Source organism: Streptomyces sp. NPDC107454, assembly GCF_055582885.1.
Genome location: NZ_JBVJPA010000001.1, coordinates 661,421 through 680,363 on the forward strand (window position 1 = coordinate 661,421; position 18,943 = coordinate 680,363).

Annotated in this window: 18 protein-coding genes; 7 read left to right on the plus strand and 11 right to left on the minus strand. The window is 72.1% G+C overall.

Annotation, left to right across the window (positions count from 1 at the left end):
- Positions 1–3: 3 nt before the first annotated feature.
- Positions 4–963, minus strand: coding sequence for a ketopantoate reductase family protein (locus ACZ69M_RS02910; RefSeq protein WP_470046125.1), 960 nt, complete (start codon positions 961–963; stop codon positions 4–6).
- Between the two features lie 118 nt (positions 964–1,081).
- On the opposite strand from ACZ69M_RS02910, the gene ACZ69M_RS02915 reads away from it, so the two are divergent.
- The gene (locus ACZ69M_RS02915) at positions 1,082–1,315 is read left to right on the plus strand and encodes a DUF2277 domain-containing protein (RefSeq protein WP_470046126.1); all 234 of its coding nucleotides are present in this window, start codon (positions 1,082–1,084) and stop codon (positions 1,313–1,315) included.
- A gap of 25 nt (positions 1,316–1,340) precedes the next feature.
- On the opposite strand, the gene ACZ69M_RS02920 is transcribed toward ACZ69M_RS02915, so the two are convergent.
- The 5 genes from ACZ69M_RS02920 to ACZ69M_RS02940 all read right to left on the minus strand — a co-directional run bounded on the left by ACZ69M_RS02920 (position 1,341) and on the right by ACZ69M_RS02940 (position 7,612).
- Entirely contained in the window at positions 1,341–1,976 is a 636-nt protein-coding gene (locus ACZ69M_RS02920) for a DedA family protein (RefSeq protein WP_470046127.1), read from the minus strand.
- A gap of 461 nt (positions 1,977–2,437) precedes the next feature.
- Positions 2,438–2,893: a DoxX family protein gene (locus ACZ69M_RS02925; RefSeq protein ID WP_470046128.1), complete on the minus strand. Its 456-nt coding sequence runs from the start codon at positions 2,891–2,893 to the stop codon at positions 2,438–2,440.
- Positions 2,894–2,979: 86 nt separating this feature from the next.
- Positions 2,980–4,944, minus strand: a complete 1,965-nt coding sequence (locus tag ACZ69M_RS02930) for an FAD/NAD(P)-binding protein (protein ID WP_470046129.1) — start codon at positions 4,942–4,944, stop codon at positions 2,980–2,982.
- A gap of 225 nt (positions 4,945–5,169) precedes the next feature.
- On the minus strand, positions 5,170–6,837 hold the full coding sequence (locus ACZ69M_RS02935; RefSeq protein ID WP_470046377.1) for an alkaline phosphatase D family protein: 1,668 nt from the start codon (positions 6,835–6,837) through the stop codon (positions 5,170–5,172).
- Positions 6,838–6,967: 130 nt separating this feature from the next.
- Complete coding sequence (locus ACZ69M_RS02940; RefSeq protein WP_470046130.1) at positions 6,968–7,612, minus strand: HNH endonuclease family protein; 645 nt, start codon at positions 7,610–7,612, stop codon at positions 6,968–6,970.
- 470 nt (positions 7,613–8,082) lie between these two features.
- Here ACZ69M_RS02940 and ACZ69M_RS02945 point away from each other — a divergent pair, with 470 nt between their 5' ends.
- Complete coding sequence (locus ACZ69M_RS02945) at positions 8,083–8,664, plus strand: TMEM165/GDT1 family protein (RefSeq protein ID WP_470046131.1); 582 nt, start codon at positions 8,083–8,085, stop codon at positions 8,662–8,664.
- Positions 8,665–8,906: 242 nt separating this feature from the next.
- A complete protein-coding gene (locus ACZ69M_RS02950) occupies positions 8,907–9,566 on the plus strand; it encodes an HAD family hydrolase (protein ID WP_470046132.1) in 660 nt (219 codons plus the stop codon).
- A 633-nt stretch (positions 9,567–10,199) separates the two neighbouring features.
- Here ACZ69M_RS02950 and ACZ69M_RS02955 read toward each other — a convergent pair.
- Entirely contained in the window at positions 10,200–11,165 is a 966-nt protein-coding gene (locus ACZ69M_RS02955; RefSeq protein WP_470046133.1) for a peptidoglycan-binding domain-containing protein, read from the minus strand.
- Between the two features lie 360 nt (positions 11,166–11,525).
- On the opposite strand from ACZ69M_RS02955, the gene ACZ69M_RS02960 reads away from it, so the two are divergent.
- Positions 11,526–13,487 (plus strand): DHA2 family efflux MFS transporter permease subunit, encoded by a 1,962-nt coding sequence (locus ACZ69M_RS02960; RefSeq protein WP_470046379.1) that lies wholly within the window; start codon positions 11,526–11,528, stop codon positions 13,485–13,487.
- Positions 13,488–13,520: 33 nt separating this feature from the next.
- Here the strand turns inward: ACZ69M_RS02960 and ACZ69M_RS02965 are convergent, their stop codons facing one another.
- Positions 13,521–14,015, minus strand: coding sequence for a GNAT family N-acetyltransferase (locus tag ACZ69M_RS02965; RefSeq protein ID WP_470046134.1), 495 nt, complete (start codon positions 14,013–14,015; stop codon positions 13,521–13,523).
- 142 nt (positions 14,016–14,157) lie between these two features.
- On the opposite strand from ACZ69M_RS02965, the gene ACZ69M_RS02970 reads away from it, so the two are divergent.
- Together ACZ69M_RS02970 and ACZ69M_RS02975 are read left to right on the plus strand one after the other, a co-directional pair.
- Positions 14,158–14,826, plus strand: coding sequence for a hypothetical protein (locus ACZ69M_RS02970; RefSeq protein ID WP_470046135.1), 669 nt, complete (start codon positions 14,158–14,160; stop codon positions 14,824–14,826).
- Positions 14,827–14,839: 13 nt separating this feature from the next.
- On the plus strand, positions 14,840–15,580 hold the full coding sequence (locus tag ACZ69M_RS02975) for a hypothetical protein (protein ID WP_470046136.1): 741 nt from the start codon (positions 14,840–14,842) through the stop codon (positions 15,578–15,580).
- Positions 15,581–15,713: 133 nt separating this feature from the next.
- On the opposite strand, the gene ACZ69M_RS02980 is transcribed toward ACZ69M_RS02975, so the two are convergent.
- Positions 15,714–16,118 carry a DnaJ family domain-containing protein gene (locus tag ACZ69M_RS02980; RefSeq protein ID WP_470046137.1) on the minus strand — a complete coding sequence of 135 codons (405 nt, stop codon included), beginning with the start codon at positions 16,116–16,118 and terminating at the stop codon, positions 15,714–15,716.
- 137 nt (positions 16,119–16,255) lie between these two features.
- On the opposite strand from ACZ69M_RS02980, the gene ACZ69M_RS02985 reads away from it, so the two are divergent.
- Positions 16,256–16,651, plus strand: coding sequence for a hypothetical protein (locus ACZ69M_RS02985; RefSeq protein ID WP_470046138.1), 396 nt, complete (start codon positions 16,256–16,258; stop codon positions 16,649–16,651).
- A gap of 67 nt (positions 16,652–16,718) precedes the next feature.
- On the opposite strand, the gene ACZ69M_RS02990 is transcribed toward ACZ69M_RS02985, so the two are convergent.
- Together ACZ69M_RS02990 and proP are read right to left on the minus strand one after the other, a co-directional pair.
- Positions 16,719–17,390: an O-methyltransferase gene (locus ACZ69M_RS02990; RefSeq protein WP_470046139.1), complete on the minus strand. Its 672-nt coding sequence runs from the start codon at positions 17,388–17,390 to the stop codon at positions 16,719–16,721.
- A gap of 55 nt (positions 17,391–17,445) precedes the next feature.
- Positions 17,446–18,825, minus strand: a complete 1,380-nt coding sequence (gene proP / locus ACZ69M_RS02995; RefSeq protein ID WP_470046140.1) for a glycine betaine/L-proline transporter ProP — start codon at positions 18,823–18,825, stop codon at positions 17,446–17,448.
- Positions 18,826–18,943 lie beyond the last annotated feature (118 nt).

The window sequence follows — 18,943 nt, forward strand, 5'->3', positions numbered from 1 at the left end:
GGCTCAGTGACGGCGGTTGCCCTCCGGCTCCTCCAGGTCCTCCAACTCCCGCACCAGCCCCCGCGCCACCGGCACGGCCACCCCGTGCCGGTCCGCGGCCCGCAGCAACGCGCCGCCGATCGCGTCCAGTTCGAGCGCACGGCCCGCCTCGGCGTCGCGCTGCATGGAGGACTTGGTGTCCGGCGGGAAGGCGTCGTAGCGGGCGAGGGCCACGGCCGGGTCCGCCGGGCCGCCGCACGCCCCGCTGACGGCGGCCGTCTCCGCCACCAGGGCCGTCAACTCCTCGCGGTGGCGCGTACGGACCTCGCCCAGCGGCACCCCGTAACGGGTCGTCAGCAGCGCGAAGGGCGCGAGGAACGACATCTTCGCCCACAGCGTCGCCGCCTCGTCGTCCCGTACGCGGATGGTCGGGCCGGCCGCCGCCAACACCCCGGCGAGCGCGTCCAGTCGGCCGCGCGAAACGCTCTCGCCGGTCAGGTCGATCTCGGCGAAGGGGCTGCCGTGTTCGATCACCCCGGGTGCCGTCCGGGTCGACTCGACGCGGATGACGGCGGGGGCGACACGGGCGGCGCCGTAGCGGGCGCGCAGCGTCGCGGGGTGTTCGACACCGTTCAGGAACGGGACCAGCAGGCCGTCACCGAGCACCTCCGGCCGTACCCGCTCCAGGGCCGCGTCCAGCGTCGTGTGCTTGACGGTGATCAGGCAGGCGTCGACCGGTTCGCGCAGTTCGGTGTCGGCCTCCACGGCCGTCGTGAAGTCCCCGAACCGGCCGCTGCGGACGTGGATGCCGTCCGTGCGCAGCGCCCGCGCCGTTTCGTCCCCGGCCAGACAGATCACCCGGTGTCCGGCCCGCGCCACCAGTGCCGCCAGCAGTCCGCCGACGCCGCCCGGGCCCAGTACCGCCACGGTCGAAGGTTCCTCGGCCCGTTCCTTCGACTGGTCCTTCGACTGGTCCTTCGTCATGGCTGTTCGATCCTCTCGTCGGTCGGCCCCGGAAGGTGGCCGCCTCGACGTAGATCATCCCGCTACGGCAACAGAATCGGCGCCCCGGGTTCCCCCAGGTATGCGCGAGACTGGTCGCATGTGCCGCAGCATCAAGACACTCCGCCCGCCCGTGCTCCCCGAAGAGGCCACCGAGGAGGAGATCCGGGCCGCCGCCCTCCAGTACGTCCGCAAGGTGTCCGGCTTCCGCGCCCCGGCCGCCCACAACCGTGAGGTGTTCGACCGCGCGGTCGAGGCGATCGCCGCCGCCACCGCCGAACTGCTGGACGGCCTGGAGGTACGCGGGGCCGCTCAGCCCCAGGGCGCCGGATAGCCCCCGCGCCCCTCAGGGCCGCGGGTCAGGCGCTGGTGCCCGACTCCTGGGGTTCGGGACGGCGCATCAGGTACGCCGCGCCCGCCCCCGCGCCGAACAGCGCCAGGAACGACACCCCGGTCGCGAACCAGCTCGCGCCCAGCCACTGGCCGCCGAAGTAGCCGAGGGCGACGCTGTAGGCGGCCCAGGCCAGGCCCGCCACGATCGACCACGGCAGGAACTCGCGGACCCGGCGGTGGGCCGCGCCCGCGCCGAGTGAGACGACCGAGCGTCCGGCGGGCGCGAAGCGGGCGAGGACGACCAGCGCGCCCCGGGCGCCGCCGCCGCGCGCGAGGACCGCGCCGAGACGTTCCTGCGCGCGGGACAGCCGACGCGAGCGGGCTATGGCCCGGTCCAGGCGTGCGCCGCCGCGCCAGGCCAGCCGGTAGGCCACCAGGTCGCCGAGGACCGATGCGGTGGCCGCGGAGAGGGTGAGCGCCGCGATGTTGGGCACCGCCTGCCCGACGGCGGCCCCCGCGGAGCCCGCCGCCGCTGCCGTGGCCGCCGTGATGACGAGGACGCCGCTCGGCAGGACCGGCAGGAAGACGTCCAGCAGGACCGAGACGGCCACCGCCGCGTAGATCCATGGGCTGCCCGTCAGCGGCCCCACACTCTCCAACACCGAAACTCCCCTGTACTCCCCCGTTGGCACGACCTCGCCGCTACGTCGCGGGGGAGCGGCAGGCGGCCTGTGACAGCCATACAGCGTACGCGGCGGGTGTGACAGGAGGGTCACTGGGGGTTCATGTGCTTCTCACGGCGGGAGCGAGCAGGGGAGGGGAGAAGTCAGGGCGGGGACGAGTGCCGGAGGAGCGGGGCGCGGGTGCACCAGAAGTCCCGCGCCGCCGATCCGGCCGCGGCGGGCGGGGTCCACCGGCACCGCGAGGACCCGGCACGACTGGGGCTTCCGGCAGGGCGGGGCCGGTTCGGTCGTGCTCTACGACGGGGCGGGCGCGGGAGGTGCGCGGCCGCGTGCTTCACCGTCCCGTTCGGCTGGGTCGCCGGGACGGGTGGGTCAGGGCGGTACGGGACGGCGCCCACCTACGGTGAGGGAGGTGGGCGCCGTCACGGGTGGCGGCCGGGTCAGGCCGCGACGGGCTCCGAGGCCCGCTCGTCCGCACGGGACGCGGCCGTGCGCCCGGCGAAGAGCCGGTCGAGGCCGAGCGCGCCGGAGCCGGTGAAGACCAGCAGCAGCATGGTCCAGCAGAACAGCACGGAGAGCTCACCGCCGTTCTGGATCGGCCACAGGGCCGACGACTGGTGCACGTCGAAGTACGCGTACGCCATCGAGCCCGACGCGATGAACGCCGCGCCGCGGGTGCCGAGGCCCAGCAGCACCAGGGCGCCGCCGACGAGCTGGATCACGGCCGCGTACCAGCCCGGCCAGGTGCCGGACGGGATGGAGCCGCCGTCGGTGCCGGCCGCGCCGCCGAGGACACCGAAGAGCGAGGCGGCGCCGTGCACGGCGAAGAGCAGGCCTATGACGATGCGGAACAGGCCGATGGCGTACGGCTGAGCGTTGTTGAGGCGGTCGGTCATGTGGGGGACTCCTTCGGTCTGGTCCGGTCCGTGGGGGAACCGGATCCTGGGGGCGGAACCGAGTGAGTCACCAAGGTTAGGTGAACCTAATCAATGCTTGCAAGTTCAACATTTAGCCATGCGTCGGGTTCCGTTTGGGCCCCCGTCTCCGCTGTCGCCGCACGTAGCGCGGCCCGCGCCACCGCGTCGGCGTCCGAAAGCGTGACCGAATCCACACCCGGCCGGGCCCCGGCCGCGGTCACCCAGTGCACGCCCTCCGTGGGCACCCCGAAGGCGAACCGCCGTGCGTGCGCGTGACCTTGACGGTCCATCAGACGGTAGGGGCGCGGTGTCACGTCCAGTCCTCCGGTTTCGAAACCGTCGCTCGTGTGCGGACGGCACCCGCCCGTCCTCAGCAGCCGGGTGAGCAGCTCGTCGCCCGTCCGCCTGAGGTCCGGTTCCGGCAGCCGCGCCTCTATCAGCGTCGTCGCGCGCACGGTCGAGCCCGGCACGTCGGGGGAGTGCGCGACCCACGCCCCGTCCTCGGCCCGCACCTCCAGCCGGGGGCCCAGAACGTCCAGGACGCCCGCCTCGATCAGCGCGGCCATCTCCTCGACGCGGCGGCGGGGCGGCCCGATGGAGAGGAAGGCGTTGAGCGGTGTGTACCAGCGGTCCAGGTGGTCACGCCGCGAGCCGCCCGGCAGGCCCCCGTGGTCCACGATCCGCCGCACCTCGTTGCGCAGGTCGCGCAGCACGTCCAGGGCGGCCTTCAGGGGACCGTCGACGTTCCCGAGCGCGGCCTGCTCGGCGTCCTCGCGCAGATGCGCCAGCAGCCAGGAGCGCCAGGCGCCGTGCGTGGCGAAGTCGCGGCCCGCGTACGGGCGCGAGACGCGGTCCCAGCACCAGCGCTCGCCCTCCGGGACGCCGAACTCGTCGAGGACGCGGGCCTCTTGAGGGCTCCGGTGCGGGGCGGTGAGGAAACGGTCCCTGAACTCCAGCAGCCTCGGACGCTCCCACCGCCCGGCGCACACCCCCTCGTAGTAGACCGTCTCCACCTCCTTCGCGATCAGCGGCCATATCTCGCCCAGGAAGTCCGGCGCCTCACCGGAGTCGGCGCGCTTGCGGAAGCCGGCGATGACCTCGTCGGTGAGGACGAGGGGGAGGTGGCGGCCGTAGGGACCCTTCGCGTTGTCGCCGCGGGCCTGGTACGGGACACCGCGGCGCGAGCCCGCGTACAGCCGGGGCTCGCGGCCGGAGGGGAGGTAGCACAGGCCCTCGGCGGTGCGGGTGAAGCGGCCGCCGCGGCCCGTCGTGAGCAGGGCCATGTGGTCGAAGAAGTTGAGACCGAGGCCGCGCAGCAGGACCGGTTCGCCGGGAGCGGGTGCGGCGGCGGAGAGGTCGACGTCCGCCGGGTTGGCGGGCGGGATGTGGCGCAGGCCGTGCCGTTCGGCGTACGCCGTGAGGTCGCGTTGGGTGCGGTCCGGGGTCGTCGGCAGATGGCCCTGGGCGAGGACGACCGCGGACAGTTCCGGCAGTGCGCGCCCGTTGTCGAGGGTGAGGGTCTGGCGGCCGTCGGGGTCGTCCTCGAGCCGTACCGCGCGTGCCGGGTGCACCTCGACGCGCACTCCGGGCGGCGCCGCGCGCACCACCTCGCCGAACACCCACTCCAGGTAGCGGCCGTAGTGCGCGCGGGTCGGGTAGTCGTCCGGGCCCAGCTCGCCGCCCGCCCAGGTGTGCAGGCTCGGCCCGGGGCGGACCGGGCCGGAGCAGTCCACGCTGTCGTCGGTGAAGAGGGTCACCTGCGAGGCCACGGTGTTCATCAGCAGATGGGGCGACTGCGCGGTGCGCCAGACGCGGCCGGGGCCGGGCGGCGACGGGTCGACCATGTGGACCGTCAGCCGTGCTCCGGGCGGGAGCAGCTCCGGCGCGGAGGCGCACAGGCGTTCAAGGACGCTGGTGCCCCGTGGTCCCGCGCCGACGACGGCGAGGGAGACATCGACGGCAGGGGTGGTCCCGGAGGGCGCGGCGCTCACTGCAGACAAAGGTGTGACTCCCGGGCATGGAGGGCGCATGACGGCGAACCGCCTGCTGGGAGCTCCACGGGAAGGCCCCCTGGAAGCGGACGGTCCGCCTCATCATGCCGTCGGCGAGAACCCGAACCGAGCCCCGGGCGGGAGGATCGCCGCCCGCTGTGGGATGCGTCACGGGTACCTCACGCGCCCCTCACGCACCTCTCGCACGGCTATCACGCTTGCTTCACAAGCGTGTTGTGAACGGCAGAGGTCGACCGTGGGCGTTCACGAACCGATCTCGGACTCCATGACCGTCCGCAGCCGGGCGGCGCTCCCGCCCTTCCCCGCCCGCGCCTGCTCCAGCCGCAGCCGGCCCGAACGTCCTTGCAGGGTCAGGGTCATGAGCTGGTTGCCGAACCAAGGGCCGCCGGTCTTGCGCCAGTCGACGGGCGGCCGGTCGCACTTGCCGTGCCGGGCGAACCGGCGCCCGATCGCCCGGCCGACCGCGCTCCACCCGAAGCGGAAGCCGAGCCGTATGGACAGGGGGATGGAGTTGTGGACGGGTGAGCAGGTCAGCTGGAGCACGCGGGCGTCGGGGGAGCGGGGGGAGTCGGGCGTCCCGGGGGTCCCGGAAGGCCACTGGGGCTCGGCGATGTAGGCGTGGTGGACGTCTCCGGACAGCACGGACACCGTCGCGGGGGCGTCCGGTCCGGAACCGGCCTCGGCGATCAGCTCCGTGAGCGCGGCGAAGGACGCGGGGAAGGCCGCCCAGTGTTCGAGGTCGGCCCGGCGGCGCAGCTTCTCCCCGAACCGGGCCCAGCGCGCGCCCCGTTCGCCCCGGCACAGGGCGGCGTCCCAGGTCTCGGCGTCGTGCACGAGGTGGGGGAGCAGCCAGGGCAGTGAGGTGCCGATCAGGAGGTGGTCGCAGGTGCCCGGCGCGTCCAGCGCCTGCTCGCGCAGCCACCGCTCCTCGCCCGCGTCCAGCATCGCCCGCCGGTCCTCGGCCAGCACACGGGCCGCCCGGGTGTCCACCATCAGCAGCCGTACGCGGCCGAAGTCGCGGCGGTAGCTCCAGCGGACGGAGGCCGGGTCGGCGTCGGACTGGGCGGCGAAGGCGCTCAGCACGTCGGTGCCGTCGGGGGTCTCGCGGACGGCGGCGTACAGGGCGTCCTCGGCGAGTTCGCGCGGTGAGAGGTTGCCGAGGTGCTGGTGGACCCAGTACGACATCAGGCCGCTCAGCAGCCGCTCGCGCCACCACGCCGTGGCCCGCATGTCGGCGAGCCAGGAGGCGCTGGTGTTCCAGTCGTCGATGACGTCGTGGTCGTCGAAGATCATGCAGCTCGGCACGGTCGACAGCAGCCAGCGCACTTCGGGGTCGAGCCAGGATTCGTAGTAGAGGCGGGTGTACTCCTCGTAGTCCGCGACCTGGTCGCCCGGGGGGTCCGCGAGGTTGCGGCGGGCGGCGAGCCAGCGCTGGGTGGCCTTCGAGGTCTCGTCGGCGTACACCTGGTCGCCCAACAGGAGCAGGACGTCCGGCCGTTCGCTCCCGGGCTCGCCCGCGATACGGGCCGCCAGCGTGTCCAGCGCGTCGGGTCCGGCCGGGTCCTTCTCGTCGGCGGGCGGCGCGGCCCAGCGGCAGGAGCCGAAGGTGACGCGGACGGCGTCCTCCTCGCCCCGGGTGCGGACGACGGAGGGCGGGAAGGGGGAGCCGGGCGGCGGCCAGACGCCGACGCCGTCCAGCAGCACCTCGTAGGTGGTGTCCGTGCCCGGGGTCAGACCGGTCACCGGCACCAACGCGTAGTGGTGCCCGGCGACTTGGAAGGTGCGGGCCGAGCCGCGGGCGCCGTCGGCGCAGCGCACCTCGGCGGTGCACGGACGGCTCGCCTCGACCCAGAAGGTCGCGGACGAGCCGTCGACGTACCTCAGCAGCGGTCCCAGGCGCAGCTCCGCCAAGGTGATCACCCCTCTCCGTCGCCCCGTACGGTACGGAACGACGGAGATGAGCGGGGAGGTTCCGCGAACTGCGCCGGTTTCCGTGGGGGGAGGGGACCGGCGGTGAGCCGTGGGGGGACCGGTGCGGGGATCAGCAGCCGCTGAGGACCGAGCTGAGCTTGCTCTTCTCCGCCGAGTCGACCTTGAGGTTGTAGTAGTACTTCACCTGGACCCAGGCGCGGACGTAGGTGCAGGCGTAGGAGCTGAGCGGGGGCATCCACTCGGCCGGGTCCTGGTCGCTCTTCTGCTGGTTCACGTTGTCCGTGACGGCGATGAGCTGCGGACGGGTCACGTCGTTGGCGAAGGCCTGGCGCTGGGCGGTGGTCCAGGCGCTGGCGCCGGAGTCCCAGGCCTCGGCGAGCGGGACGAGGTGGTCGATGTCCACGTCGGAGGCGGCGGTCCAGGTGGCGCCGTCGTAGACCGAGTACCAGGTGCCGCTGGTGGCGGTGCAGGCGGAGTTGGTGACGACGTTCGAACCGTCGCGCTTGAGGATGTACTCACGGGTGTTGCAGGTGCCGCTGATGGTGATCCAGGTCGGGAACAGGTCCCGGCTGTAGCCGGTGCGGTTCTCCGTCGCCACGGTGAGCGAGGCGAGGTAGGTGCGCGCGGTGGCGGCGCTGACCGGGGTGGGGAGTGCGGCGGAGGCGGTCGGGCCGTTGAAAATCCCGACCATGGCTATCAGGCCGGTGAAGGCGGCGAGTATGCTCAGCCGTCGACGCGCGTAGACCTTTGGCATGCGAACTCCCTTGGGGTGGGGGGACGTTGGGGCGAGCGGGCCCATGCTCGCGGTGGCGCGTTTCCGGAAGGTGTGAGTCAGGTAAGAAGCTAGTGACGTGCGCATGACATGCCAAGGGGTTCGGGGTAATCGGTTTCTGCGGATCGGGGAAGGCGGGCTCCGGGGGTGCGGCGGTGTGGCCGGTCCGAGGGGCCCGGGACCTTCGGCCCTGTCCGGCCCGTTTCGTCATCCCGTACGATGGGTGGCGCAGAAGGGGAGTAGCTCTTCGCCGGACCGTCGACATACTGCTCAGCTCGTCTGAGCCGGCGCCCGGAGGCAGACCGTCACGGTCGGCCAGCGAGACCTTCGGCAGAGCAGTGCACTGTCCGCGCGTACGTCCTCGTGCGGGCGCCGATGTGTGCTGCCGTGCCGAGGTGTCGCGTAGCAGTCACAGCACTCTCGGTGGGGCAGCCCCGACCGATTGAGGGATTTTGATCAGCATCACCGTGATGGCGCTCGTCTTCGGCGTCGTCTTCCTCGCCGAGCTGCCGGACAAGACCGCGCTCGCCGGGCTCGTCCTCGGCGCCCGCTATCGCGCCTCGTACGTCTTCGTGGGCGTCGCCGCCGCCTTCGCCGTGCACGTCGTGCTCGCCGTCGCCGCGGGCAGTGTGCTGACCCTGCTGCCGCAGCAGATCGTGCACGCGATCACGGGTGTGCTGTTCCTCGCCGGTGCCGCCGTGCTGCTCCTGAAGAAGGGCGAGGACGAGGAGGAGATCCGCGACCCCGCGAACCAGAGCTTCTGGAAGGTCTCGGGGGCGGGCTTCATGCTCATCCTGGTCGCCGAGTTCGGTGACCTCACGCAGATCATGACGGCGAACCTCGCGGCCCGGTACGACGACCCGCTCTCGGTCGGCCTCGGCGCGGTGCTCGCGCTCTGGGCGGTGGCCGGACTCGGCATCGTCGGCGGCAAGGCCCTGATGAAGCGGGTTCCGCTGGAGCTCATCACCAAGGTCGCGGCCATGCTGATGCTGGCGCTGGGCGTCTGGAGTCTGTACGAGGCGGTGGCGGCCTGAGCCACTGGTGCCCCGCTCGCCGGGGCGTCGTCGGGGCCTCGGTCGGGGCGTCGCCGAAGGGCCCGGCGGTCGTCCCGGTCGAAGGTGGTGGCGCCGGCCCCTCTCGTTTTGTATCGTAGAGAAACAAAGTGGCTCCCGTCCGCACTCCCTGACCGGCGGGCGGGGCCGCCTTGTCCCCGGGGGACCCGGTGCTGATCCAATGGACGCCCCCGGCCCCTTCCCCCATGCTCTGGAGCCTGCCGATGACGGCCACCACCGTTCTGACCGCCCGCGCCCTCCTGCTCGACATGGACGGCACCCTCGTCAACTCGGACGCCGTGGTCGAGCGCTGCTGGCGCCGCTGGGCCGAGCGGCACGGGCTGGACGGGGACGAGGTCATGAAGGTCGTCCACGGGCGGCAGGGGTACGCGTCGATGGCGGTGCTGCTGCCGAACCGGCCCATGGAGCAGAACTACGCCGACAACGCGCGCATGCTCGCCGAGGAGACCGCGGACATGGACGGGGTCGTCGCGATTCCGGGTGCCGCGGAGTTTCTTGCCTCGCTGGACGGGGTGCCGCATGCCCTTGTCACTTCCGCGGATGTGGGGCTGTCCACGGCGCGGATGGCTGCCGCCGGGCTGGGGCTGCCGGATGTGCGGGTCACCGCGGAGTCCGTCGGTGCGAGCAAGCCTGATCCGGAGGGTTTTCTGAAGGGTGCTGCCGAGTTAGGTGTGGCGCCTGAGGAGTGTGTTGTCTTCGAGGATTCGGGGGCCGGGATTTCCGCTGGGCGGGGGGCCGGGATGCGGGTGGTCGGGGTGGGGCCCCGGGCCGGCTTTCATCGGCCGGATGTCGTGGTGCGGGATCTGACGCAGGTGCGGGTGGAGGTTGGCGGGGGCGGGACGATACGCCTGCACATCGCCTGACACCGACTTTCCTCGCCCCCGCCGCCCCTACCCGTCCCATCCCAGGGGCTCCGCCCCCAGACCCCCCATCGGCCTGAACGGCCTCGTCCTCAAACGCCGGACAGGCTGAAAGACACGCGCCACCGCCCTCAAGAGACACGAGGAACTACGCACCCGCCCCCGCCGGGGCCGCAACGGAAGAGCTCCAGGCGACCGGGAATCGCGGGGTGAAGCCCCCGCCTCAGGGGCGCGGGGAACTGCGCGATCGGCCCCCGCCGGGCCGCAGTCGAAGAACTCCGAGCGGCCGGGGAATCGCGGGGTGAAGCCCCCGCCTCAGGGGCGCGGGGAACTGCGCGATCGGCCCCCGCCGGGCCGCAGTCGAAGAACTCCGGGCGGGTGGGGAATCGCGGGGTGAAGCCCCGCCTCAGGGGCGCGGGGAACTGCGCGATCGGCCCCCGCCGGGCCGCAGTCGAAGAACTCCGAGCGGCCGGGGAATCGCGGGGCGAAGCCCCCGCCTCAGGGGCGCGGGGAACTGCGCGATCGACCCCCGCCGGGCCGCAGCCGAAGAGCTCCGGGTGGGTGGGGGGCGTGGGGGACTGCGTGAACGGTCCCCGGTGGGGTGCGGCCGGTGAATCAACCGGATCCGCCGGACGCCTACGGCGTCCGCGTCTCGCCCTCGAGGCTCGCACGCGTCGCCGCCCCGTACTCCCCGGACTTGTCGCCCGTGATGCCACGGGCCCACTGGTAGCGGCGTACCGCGTCCTCGACCTGGCCGGAGTACCTGCCGTCGGCCTTACCGGTGTAGAGGGACAGCTGGCGCAGGCGCAGTTGGAGTTCCGTGACCTCGGAGCCCTGGTCACCGCGGCGCAGGGTCTGGACGGGCTGATCGCCCGTGGAGCCCTGGCCCGGCGCCAACGAGGCAGCCGTGGTGGGCGTGGGTGTGGATGACGGTGAGGGTGCGGGCGGCTGCGATCGCGTCGCCGACGCCGAGGGGGACGGACTGCCGCTGGGCGATGGGGACGGAGGCGTCGCTGTCGTTGCCGTCGTCGTGGGGGATGCGGCGATTCCGGGGGCCGTCCCCGAGCCCGATCGCGGCGACGGTGACGACGTCGGCGTCGACGTCGGCGTCGGTGACGGGTCCGGCACGCTCGCCCGTACGTCGTCCGGCAGCGCCCGGTCCCGCGCGGGGGCGTCGTACGAGAACAGCCCGCTCGCGAACCCCGCCGCCGCCACGACCGCCACCGCGGCCCCGGTCACGGCCAGCAGGGCCGTACGCCGTCGCCGCCGGGGAGGTTCCTCCGAGAGGGGGAGTGGGGGTGGGGGTGGTTCCAGGAGTTCGTTCCCGGAGTCGACGTGTCGTGCGGCACCGAGGGCCTCCGACGGCACCGTACGCAGGCGCATGGTGGCCGGGGCGGACTCGTTCGCCGTCAGGTCCACGGCCGGCAGATCCACGTAGGGGCGGATGCGCAGGGGATCGAAGTCCTCCGCCGCTGCCGCCTCCGCGGTGCGCGCGTCGCGCAGGGCGTCGGACGCGCGCCGGGTGCAGGCGCAGGACGGGGTGCCGTCCGGCGTCCGGGGCGCGGCGCACTCGGGGCAGACATGCCCGTTCGGATCAGTCACGCGTTGGGTCCCTCCCCCTGAGACTCGCCCCCTCGGAACTCCCGAGGTTAGCCACATCCACCACACCCTCTCCCAGGAGCCCCCGGAATCCCTCCTTCCGCACCCGTTACAAGCTTCAACAGGCCATAACCCGCCATACCGACCACCATGGAGGGTGACCGAGACCCCAGGGGCTCATGGGAGGTCCGCATGACGGGCGAGATACCCGGTGATGTGCACGACCCGGACGCACCGCCGCACGACCCCCCGTACGGTGTGAACGAGTCGGCCGTGCGGAGGCGCTCGGCGGCAGCCGTCGACGCCAAGGAGGCGCCGGTGCACGGCAGCGTCGTCGTCTCGATCGGCGCGCTGCTGCTCGGCATGCTGCTGGCGGCCCTCGACCAGACGATCGTGTCGACCGCGCTGCCCACCATCGTCAGCGACCTGGGCGGCCTCGAACATCTGTCGTGGGTGGTCACCGCGTATCTGCTCGCGTCGACCGCGGCCACTCCGCTGTGGGGCAAACTCGGCGACCAGTATGGCCGGAAGAAGCTGTTCCAGGCCGCGATCGTGATCTTCCTCGTCGGGTCCGCATTGTGCGGAATGGCGCAGAACATGGGCGAGTTGATCGGCTTCCGGGCCCTTCAGGGCCTCGGCGGCGGTGGGCTCATCGTGCTGTCCATGGCGATCGTCGGCGACATCGTCTCGCCGCGCGAACGGGGCAAGTACCAGGGGCTGTTCGGGGCCGTCTTCGGTGCGACGAGCGTGCTCGGGCCGCTGCTCGGCGGGCTGTTCACCGAGCACCTCAGCTGGCGCTGGGTCTTCTACATCAACCTGCCGGTCGGCGTGGTCGCGCTCATCGTGATCGCGGCCGTCCTGCACATCCCGAGGAAGTCCGCCCGGCACGTCATCGACTACCTCGGCACGTTCCTCATCGCCGCGGTCGCCACCTGTCTCGTTCTCGTGGCCTCGCTCGGCGGTACCACCTGGGGGTGGAGCTCGCCGCAGATCATCGGTCTCGCGGTGCTCGGTGTCCTGCTCGCCGTGGCCTTCGTGGCGGTGGAGCAGCGGGCGGCCGAACCCGTCCTGCCCCTGCGGCTCTTCAGTATCCGCACCTTCACCCTCTCCGCCGTCATCAGCTTCATCGTCGGTTTCGCGATGTTCGGCGCGATGACCTATCTGCCGACCTTCCTCCAGGTCGTCCGGGGCGTGAGCCCCACCCTGTCCGGCGTGTACATGCTGCCGATGGTGTTCGGGCTGTTGCTGTCCTCGACCGTCTCCGGGCAGATCGTCAGCCGTACCGGACGCTGGAAGGTCTTCCCCGTCGCGGGCACCGGTGTCACGGCGATCGGTCTGCTCCTGCTCCACAAGCTCGACGAGCACAGCAGCACCGGCGAGGTGAGCGTGTACTTCCTCGTCTTCGGCCTGGGCCTCGGCCTGGTCATGCAGGTCCTGGTCCTGATCGTGCAGAACGCGGTCTCGTACGAGGATCTGGGCGTCGCCACCTCCGGCGCCACCTTCTTCCGCTCTATCGGCGCCTCGTTCGGCGTGGCCATCTTCGGCACCGTCTTCGCGAGCCGCCTCGGCGACAACCTGGTGGCCGTGCTGAGCGGAAGGCACCTGCCCGCCGGCATCACGCCGGACAGTCTCAAGGCCGACCCGAAGGGCATCGCCGACCTGCCGTTCGCGCTCCGCCAGCCCGTCCTGCACGCGTACGCCTCGTCGATCACCGACGTCTTCCTGTACGCCGCCCCGGTCGCCCTGCTCGGCTTCGTCCTGGCCTGGTTCCTGCGCGAGGACAAGCTGCGGGGTTCGGTCACGGCACCCGACATCACCGAGACGCTCGCCACCAATCCGGTGGAGCGGTCGTCGTACGACGAGGTGTGCCGCGCGCTGTCCGTGCTCGGCACCAGGGAGGGGCAGCGGGAGATCTACGTGAAGATCACCGAGCGGGCCGGGTACGACCTGCTGCCCGCCGCGAGCTGGCTGCTGCTGCGGATCAAGAAGTACGGCTGGGCGGAGCCCGCGCTGCTGGCCGAGCGCAGCACCGTACCGCTGCCCGTCGTGCTGGCCGCGGCCCGGCAGTTGGAGGAGCGCCGTCTCGCCGCCCGCGAAGGGCTCGACCTCGTCCTCACGGACGAGGGCCGCGAGGTCGCCGGGAAGCTGGCCGAGGCCCGTGAGGAGTCCCTGGCGGAGCTGCTCGGCGACTGGTGGGGACCGGACCGCCCGACCGATCTGACCAAGCTGGTCAAGGAGCTGAACGGCGAGCTGTGCGGGTCCGACGCGGAGCGGCCGCACGACGGGACGGTGCCGCGTACGCATCCGCGCGGGACACCGGCGTGAGTCCGGACACCGGCGTGAGTCCTGCGTCGGACTTCACGGCGTCAGCTTCTTCGTGAACCAGTGGTCGGCGTAGGTCTCGTCGTTGTGCGGCTCGGTCTCCTCGTAGCCGTGCCGCGCGTACAGGGCACGTGCCTCCACCAGGTCGCCCCGGGTGTCGAGGATCAGCCGCTCGGCGCCGAGGCCGCGCGCCGCCTCCTCGGCCGCCGTGAGCAGCAGCGCCGCACCACCTTTTCCGCGCAACCGCTCGCGCACGAACACGCGCTTCAGCTCACCCGTCGTGGCGTCGAGCATCCGTACTCCGGCCATGCCGCCGGGGTCGCCGCCGTACCGCGCGACCAGCAGTACCCCGCCGGGCGCCCGGAACTCGGCACCCGGGGTCGCCGCGATCTCCCGCTCCAGTTCCCCGGGGTCGGTCGGGTGCCCCTCGTGCAGCAGGTACCAGCGGTCGCTGACCTCCGTGTAGTACGCGCGCCACAGCGCGGCGGCGACGGGCGAGTCGAAGGGCTCGGGGGCGATGATCCAGGTCATGGCGGTCATTGTCGGGAGGCGCGGCCCCCTGTTCGCAAGCGGATTTCGGCGGGGCGCCGGTGAGGGGTTCGTTTGAGTGCGGGGTTCCGGGCAACCCGGTCCTCGAACCGGCCCGTCGGGTCGAGAACCCGGGAAGGCACCCATGTCCACAGGCCTCATCATCGCTTTGATCGTGATCGTGGCGGTCGCCGTCGTCGCGGCCGCGCTGATTCTTTTGGCCCGCAGGCCGCAGGGCGGGCGCACACTGCGGCGGCGCTTCGGGCCCGAGTACGACCGGGCCGTCGCCCAGCACGACGGCGACGCCAGGGCCGCCGAGCGTGACCTCGCCGAGCGGGTGAAGCGACACGGCTCGCTGCGTGAACGGCCTCTGGAGCCCGCGGCCCGCGACGAGTACGCGGCCCGCTGGGGGGCCGTTCAGGAACGCTTCGTCGACTCGCCCCAGGAGGCGGTGGCCGAGGCGGACCGGCTGGTCGCCGAGCTGGCCGGCGCACGCGGCTTCCCCGACGGCGAGCGCTATGAGGAGCAGCTCGACGCGCTCTCCGTCCACCACGGACACCATCTGCACGGCTACCGGCGCGTCCACCAGGCCAGGTACGCCCGCACCGCGGGCGCCGGCGGCAGCACGGAGGAGCTCCGCTCGTCCATGGTGGAGGCCCGCGGTCTCTTCGAGGAGCTGCTGGCCCCGGTGCGCGAGGACGCCCGCCAGAACACCGCCGACACCGCCCCTGCCGCGGCATCCGTCCCGGACGGGCGCTCCCAGCGAGCCCATGTTCCGTCGGTACTGACCAGGCGTCATGCGAAGGGGAGTTGAGGAAGTGAAGAAGATGACTTCGGACAACGGAAATGAGAACACTCCGCGTCGTGAGGCGATGACGGATCGCGGCGACGTCGACCCCCTCGTCCACCGGCACGCCCAGGACGCCCAGGTCGCTCCGCAGCCCGGACCCGGCACCCCCGCCGACCCGGCGGTCCGCGACACCCGCGCCGGACAGGACGCCGACATGCGGGCCGGACAGGACGCCGACACCCGCGCCGGACAGGACGCCGACATGCGGGCCGGGCAGCGGGAAGACATGCGCTTCGCGCGGCCGGATTCCGCCCGCTCCGGGCAGGAGGGTGACCCCACCCGGGCCGGGCAGCGGGAATCCATGCCCGCCGAGGAAGCGGAGTTCGCCCGCGGTGGTGCGCGGGATGAACGCACTCGTGCCGGGCGGCAGGAATCGGCTGTCGGGCAGAGCGGCCCCACCCCCGCGGAGCAGCGCGGTGCCGCTCCGCGGGGGGACGGCGACGGGGCGTTGCTGCCGCACGACGAGTGCGACAAGTACGCGTTGCGGATGCAGCACGCCGTCGGTGGGTTCGTGGACGGCCCGCGGGCGTCCGTCGAGGAGGCGGACCACGTCCTGGAGGAGCTGACCACCGAGTTCACGGACGCCATGACCCGGCGCCGCCGCAGTCTGCGGACGACCTGGCAGGCGGCCGGTGAGAGCGACACGGCCGACACCGAGAAGCTGCGGCTCGCCCTGCGCGACTACCGCGAGGTGACCGAGCGACTCCTGCACCTGTAGGTGACCGAGCGACTCCTGCACCTGTGGAAGACCGAGCGCCTCCCGCACCGGTCGGGAGGCCGAACCGTCGAGTACCACCGAGAGGCCGCGCCCCGGACCATGTTCCGGGGCGCGGCCTCACCCGTTGACGGGGTCATCCGGCCCGGCGCTCGCGCCACTCCCGGACGATCTCGTCCACGTCGTACGGCTTGAGGCCGAGGGGCGGTCCCGGCGGCGGCTTGAACATGACCTCGCGGATCTTGGCGTTGATGTCCTCGACGATCCGGCGCACGACGCGCTCCGAGGGCGCCACCGAGGCCGCCGCGAGCGCGTCCTCTGCCTCCTTGCGCAGGGCCAGCGTCGGCGGCAGCACCGACAGCCCCTCGCGGGCCATCTTCCGCTTGATCCACCACAGTTCGTCGTACGGAGCATCGGACACGGCGGGCATGGGTTTGCCCGCACCGGGCAGGTCCGCGAACTCGCCGCGGGCCTCCGCCTCACGGATCTGTCGGTCGACCCAGGTCTCGAAGCTGACCCCGGGTGGCTTCCGTTCGGTCATGCGTCCATTGTGCCGTACGACACACGATCGGACGATCGGGAGATTTATCATGCGGCGGCGGCGCGTCAACCACACTCGGTACCAGGAGGGTTGAGGCGCCGCGGCCCGGATGAACGCTGGAACTCGAAGGAGCGCACGTGCTCGAACTCACCATGGCCTCGGTCACCGGGGCGGACGCTGGTGCGACGGCCGGAATGCTGATGGCCGACGCGCCGAGCGACCCCGGAGCCGTGCTGCGGGTGGGCCGGGACCGGGCCGTGTGCCGGCTCGCGACCCCCGACGACTGGCTGTTCGTCTCCCGGGTCCACCTGGAGTTTCTCTGCGGCCCGGACGGTACCTGGCAGGTCACCTGGCTGCACGGATCACGCCCGGAGCCTTCCGCCGAGGTACGGCTGACGCTGGCCGGACTGGCGACCCAGGCCGTCCCGTACGGCGGGACGGCGAAGCTCCCCGCGGGCGGTTCGGGGGAGATCGTCATCCTCGACCGCACAGGACCGAACAGCGTGAACGTGGGTTTCTATCACGAGACCTGAGCCCCCTGGAGCGCGAGCCTGAGCCCCCGGAGCGCGAGCCTGAGCGCCCCGGAGGGAGAAGCGGGCGTCAGGCCAGCACGCGCGCCAGCGCGAACCCGTCGTACCCCTTGCTGCCGACCGTCTGGATCGCCGTACCGCTCAACTTCGGGTGGGCGGCGATCAGTTCGAGAGCGGCTCGGGTGCCCCGCACGCTCGGTTCGGTGCTGCCCACCTCGGTGACCCGCCCGCTGCGCACGACGTTGTCGACGACGATCAGGCTGCCGGGGCGGGTGAGCTTGAGGGCCCACTCGACGTAGTGCGGGTTGTTCACCTTGTCGGCGTCGATGAACACGAAGTCGAACGGCTCCGGGTTCTCCTCGGCCAGCTTCGGCAGCGACTCCAGCGCGGGTCCGACCCGCACCTCGGCGATCTTGTCGAGGCCCGCGCGGGCGAGGTTGCGGCGGGCGACCTCGGCGTGCGTGGCGTCGTACTCGAAGGTGATCAGCCGGCCGTCGGACGGGAGCGCGCGGCCCAGCCAGATGGTGCTGTAGCCGCCGAGGGTGCCGATCTCCAGGATGCGGCGGGCGCCCTGGATCTCGGCGAGCAACTGGAGCAGCTTGCCCTGGTTCGGCGCGACAGCGATCTGCGGCAGCCCCGCGGCGTCGCTGTCGCGCAGGGCCGCCGTCAGTGACTCGTCGGCGGGGGCGAGGAGGGTGGCGAAATAGTCGTCGACTTCGTTCCAGAGCTGCGACTCGCTCATGAACCATGCCTTTCGTATGCCTAGTTAGATCTCCTAACTAGTCCCGCGGCCCAACCTACACGGCGGGTGCGGAGCCCGGCAGCGGGCGACCCGCGGACTCGGTCATGAACCACACGGCCACGCCACCGACGACGGCCGCGGCCATCATGTAGTAGGCGGGCATCATCATGTTCCCGGTCGCCCCGATGAGCGCCGTCGTCACCAGCGGGGTCGTACCGCCGAAGAGCGAGACGGAGACGTTGAAGCCGATGGACAGCGAGCCGTAGCGGACCTTCGTCGGGAAGAGCGCCGGGAGTGCGGCGGGCATCGCGGAGGTGAAGCAGACCAGCAGCAGGCCCAGTGCGCCCATGCCGAGCGCGACCGCGAGCAGACTGCCCTGGCGGATCAGCAGGAGTGCCGGGACGGACAGGGCGAGGAAGCCGACGCAGCCCGCGGCGATCACCGGGCGGCGGCCGATCCGGTCGGTCAGCGCGCCCGCGAAGGGCTGGACGATCATCATCAGCGCCATCACGCCGAGGACGACCAGCAGGCCGTGCGTCTCGTCGTACTTCAGCTCGCTCGTCAGATAGCTCGGCATGTACGACAGCAGCATGTAGTCGGTGACGTTGAAGACCAGCACCAGGCCGACGCAGAGCAGCAGCGCGCGCCACTGGCCCGCGACCATCTCGCGCAGCCGCACCTTGGGGCGGTCCGCCTCCTTCTTCGAGGCCTTCGCCAGTTCCGCCGCGAACGCCGGGGTCTCCTCCAGGCGCATCCGCAGATACAGGCCGATGATCCCCATCGGGCCCGCGATCAGGAACGGCACGCGCCAGCCCCAGGACAGCAGGTCCTCGGTGGACAGGAAGGCGGTCATGAGGGTGACCAGGCCGGCGCCGCCGATGTATCCGGCGAGCGTGCCGAACTCCAGCCAGCTCCCGAAGAAGCCACGCTTCTTGTCGGGCGCGTACTCGGCGATGAAGGTGGAGGCGCCCGCGTACTCGCCGCCGGTGGAGAAGCCCTGGACGAGCCGGGCCGCGAGCAGCAGCAGGGGAGCGCCGACGCCGATCGTGGCGTACGACGGGATCAGGCCGATCGCGAAGGTGCCCGCCGCCATCATGATCATGGTGAGGGCGAGGATCTTCTGGCGGCCGACGCGGTCGCCGAGCGGGCCGAAGACCATGCCGCCGAGCGGGCGGACGAGGAAGGCCGCGGCGAAGGCGCCGAAGGTGGACAGCAGCTGCGCGGTGGGGTTGCCGGAGGGGAAGAAGACCTTGCCCAGCGTCACCGCGATGTAGCTGTAGACACCGAAGTCGAACCACTCCATCGCGTTGCCGAGGGCGGCCGCCTTGACGGCCCGCCTGACCAGGGCCGGATCGGTGACGTAGGCCTCGGGCGGCGCGGGGGTCCGGGGTCGGGGTACGGCGGGGGCGACTGCTGTGGCGGACGGCAAGGGCATGCCCTTCGTAGGGGACGGGGACGTGGCTCACCCGGAAGTGGGCCGAAAAACGACCATAGGGGCACTCCTTGGCATCACGTGCCGTAGGCAACTCGATGCATGCTGCAAGTAAATGCGC

Excerpts from the sequence above, each read along its gene's own strand:
- ACZ69M_RS02965 (WP_470046134.1), bottom strand. The coding sequence starts at position 14,015 with ATGACCTGGATCATCGCCCCCGAGCCCTTCGACTCGCCCGTCGCCGCC.
- ACZ69M_RS02930 (WP_470046129.1), bottom strand. The coding sequence starts at position 4,944 with ATGCGCCCTCCATGCCCGGGAGTCACACCTTTGTCTGCAGTGAGCGCC.
- ACZ69M_RS02970 (WP_470046135.1), top strand. The coding sequence starts at position 14,158 with ATGTCCACAGGCCTCATCATCGCTTTGATCGTGATCGTGGCGGTCGCC.
- ACZ69M_RS02980 (WP_470046137.1), bottom strand. The coding sequence starts at position 16,118 with ATGACCGAACGGAAGCCACCCGGGGTCAGCTTCGAGACCTGGGTCGAC.
- ACZ69M_RS02975 (WP_470046136.1), top strand. The coding sequence starts at position 14,840 with ATGACTTCGGACAACGGAAATGAGAACACTCCGCGTCGTGAGGCGATG.
- proP (WP_470046140.1), bottom strand. The coding sequence starts at position 18,825 with ATGCCCTTGCCGTCCGCCACAGCAGTCGCCCCCGCCGTACCCCGACCC.
- ACZ69M_RS02925 (WP_470046128.1), bottom strand. The coding sequence starts at position 2,893 with ATGACCGACCGCCTCAACAACGCTCAGCCGTACGCCATCGGCCTGTTC.
- ACZ69M_RS02990 (WP_470046139.1), bottom strand. The coding sequence starts at position 17,390 with ATGAGCGAGTCGCAGCTCTGGAACGAAGTCGACGACTATTTCGCCACC.
- ACZ69M_RS02915 (WP_470046126.1), top strand. The coding sequence starts at position 1,082 with ATGTGCCGCAGCATCAAGACACTCCGCCCGCCCGTGCTCCCCGAAGAG.
- ACZ69M_RS02960 (WP_470046379.1), top strand. The coding sequence starts at position 11,526 with ATGCTGCTGGCGGCCCTCGACCAGACGATCGTGTCGACCGCGCTGCCC.
- ACZ69M_RS02940 (WP_470046130.1), bottom strand. The coding sequence starts at position 7,612 with ATGCCAAAGGTCTACGCGCGTCGACGGCTGAGCATACTCGCCGCCTTC.
- ACZ69M_RS02950 (WP_470046132.1), top strand. The coding sequence starts at position 8,907 with ATGACGGCCACCACCGTTCTGACCGCCCGCGCCCTCCTGCTCGACATG.
- ACZ69M_RS02910 (WP_470046125.1), bottom strand. The coding sequence starts at position 963 with ATGACGAAGGACCAGTCGAAGGACCAGTCGAAGGAACGGGCCGAGGAA.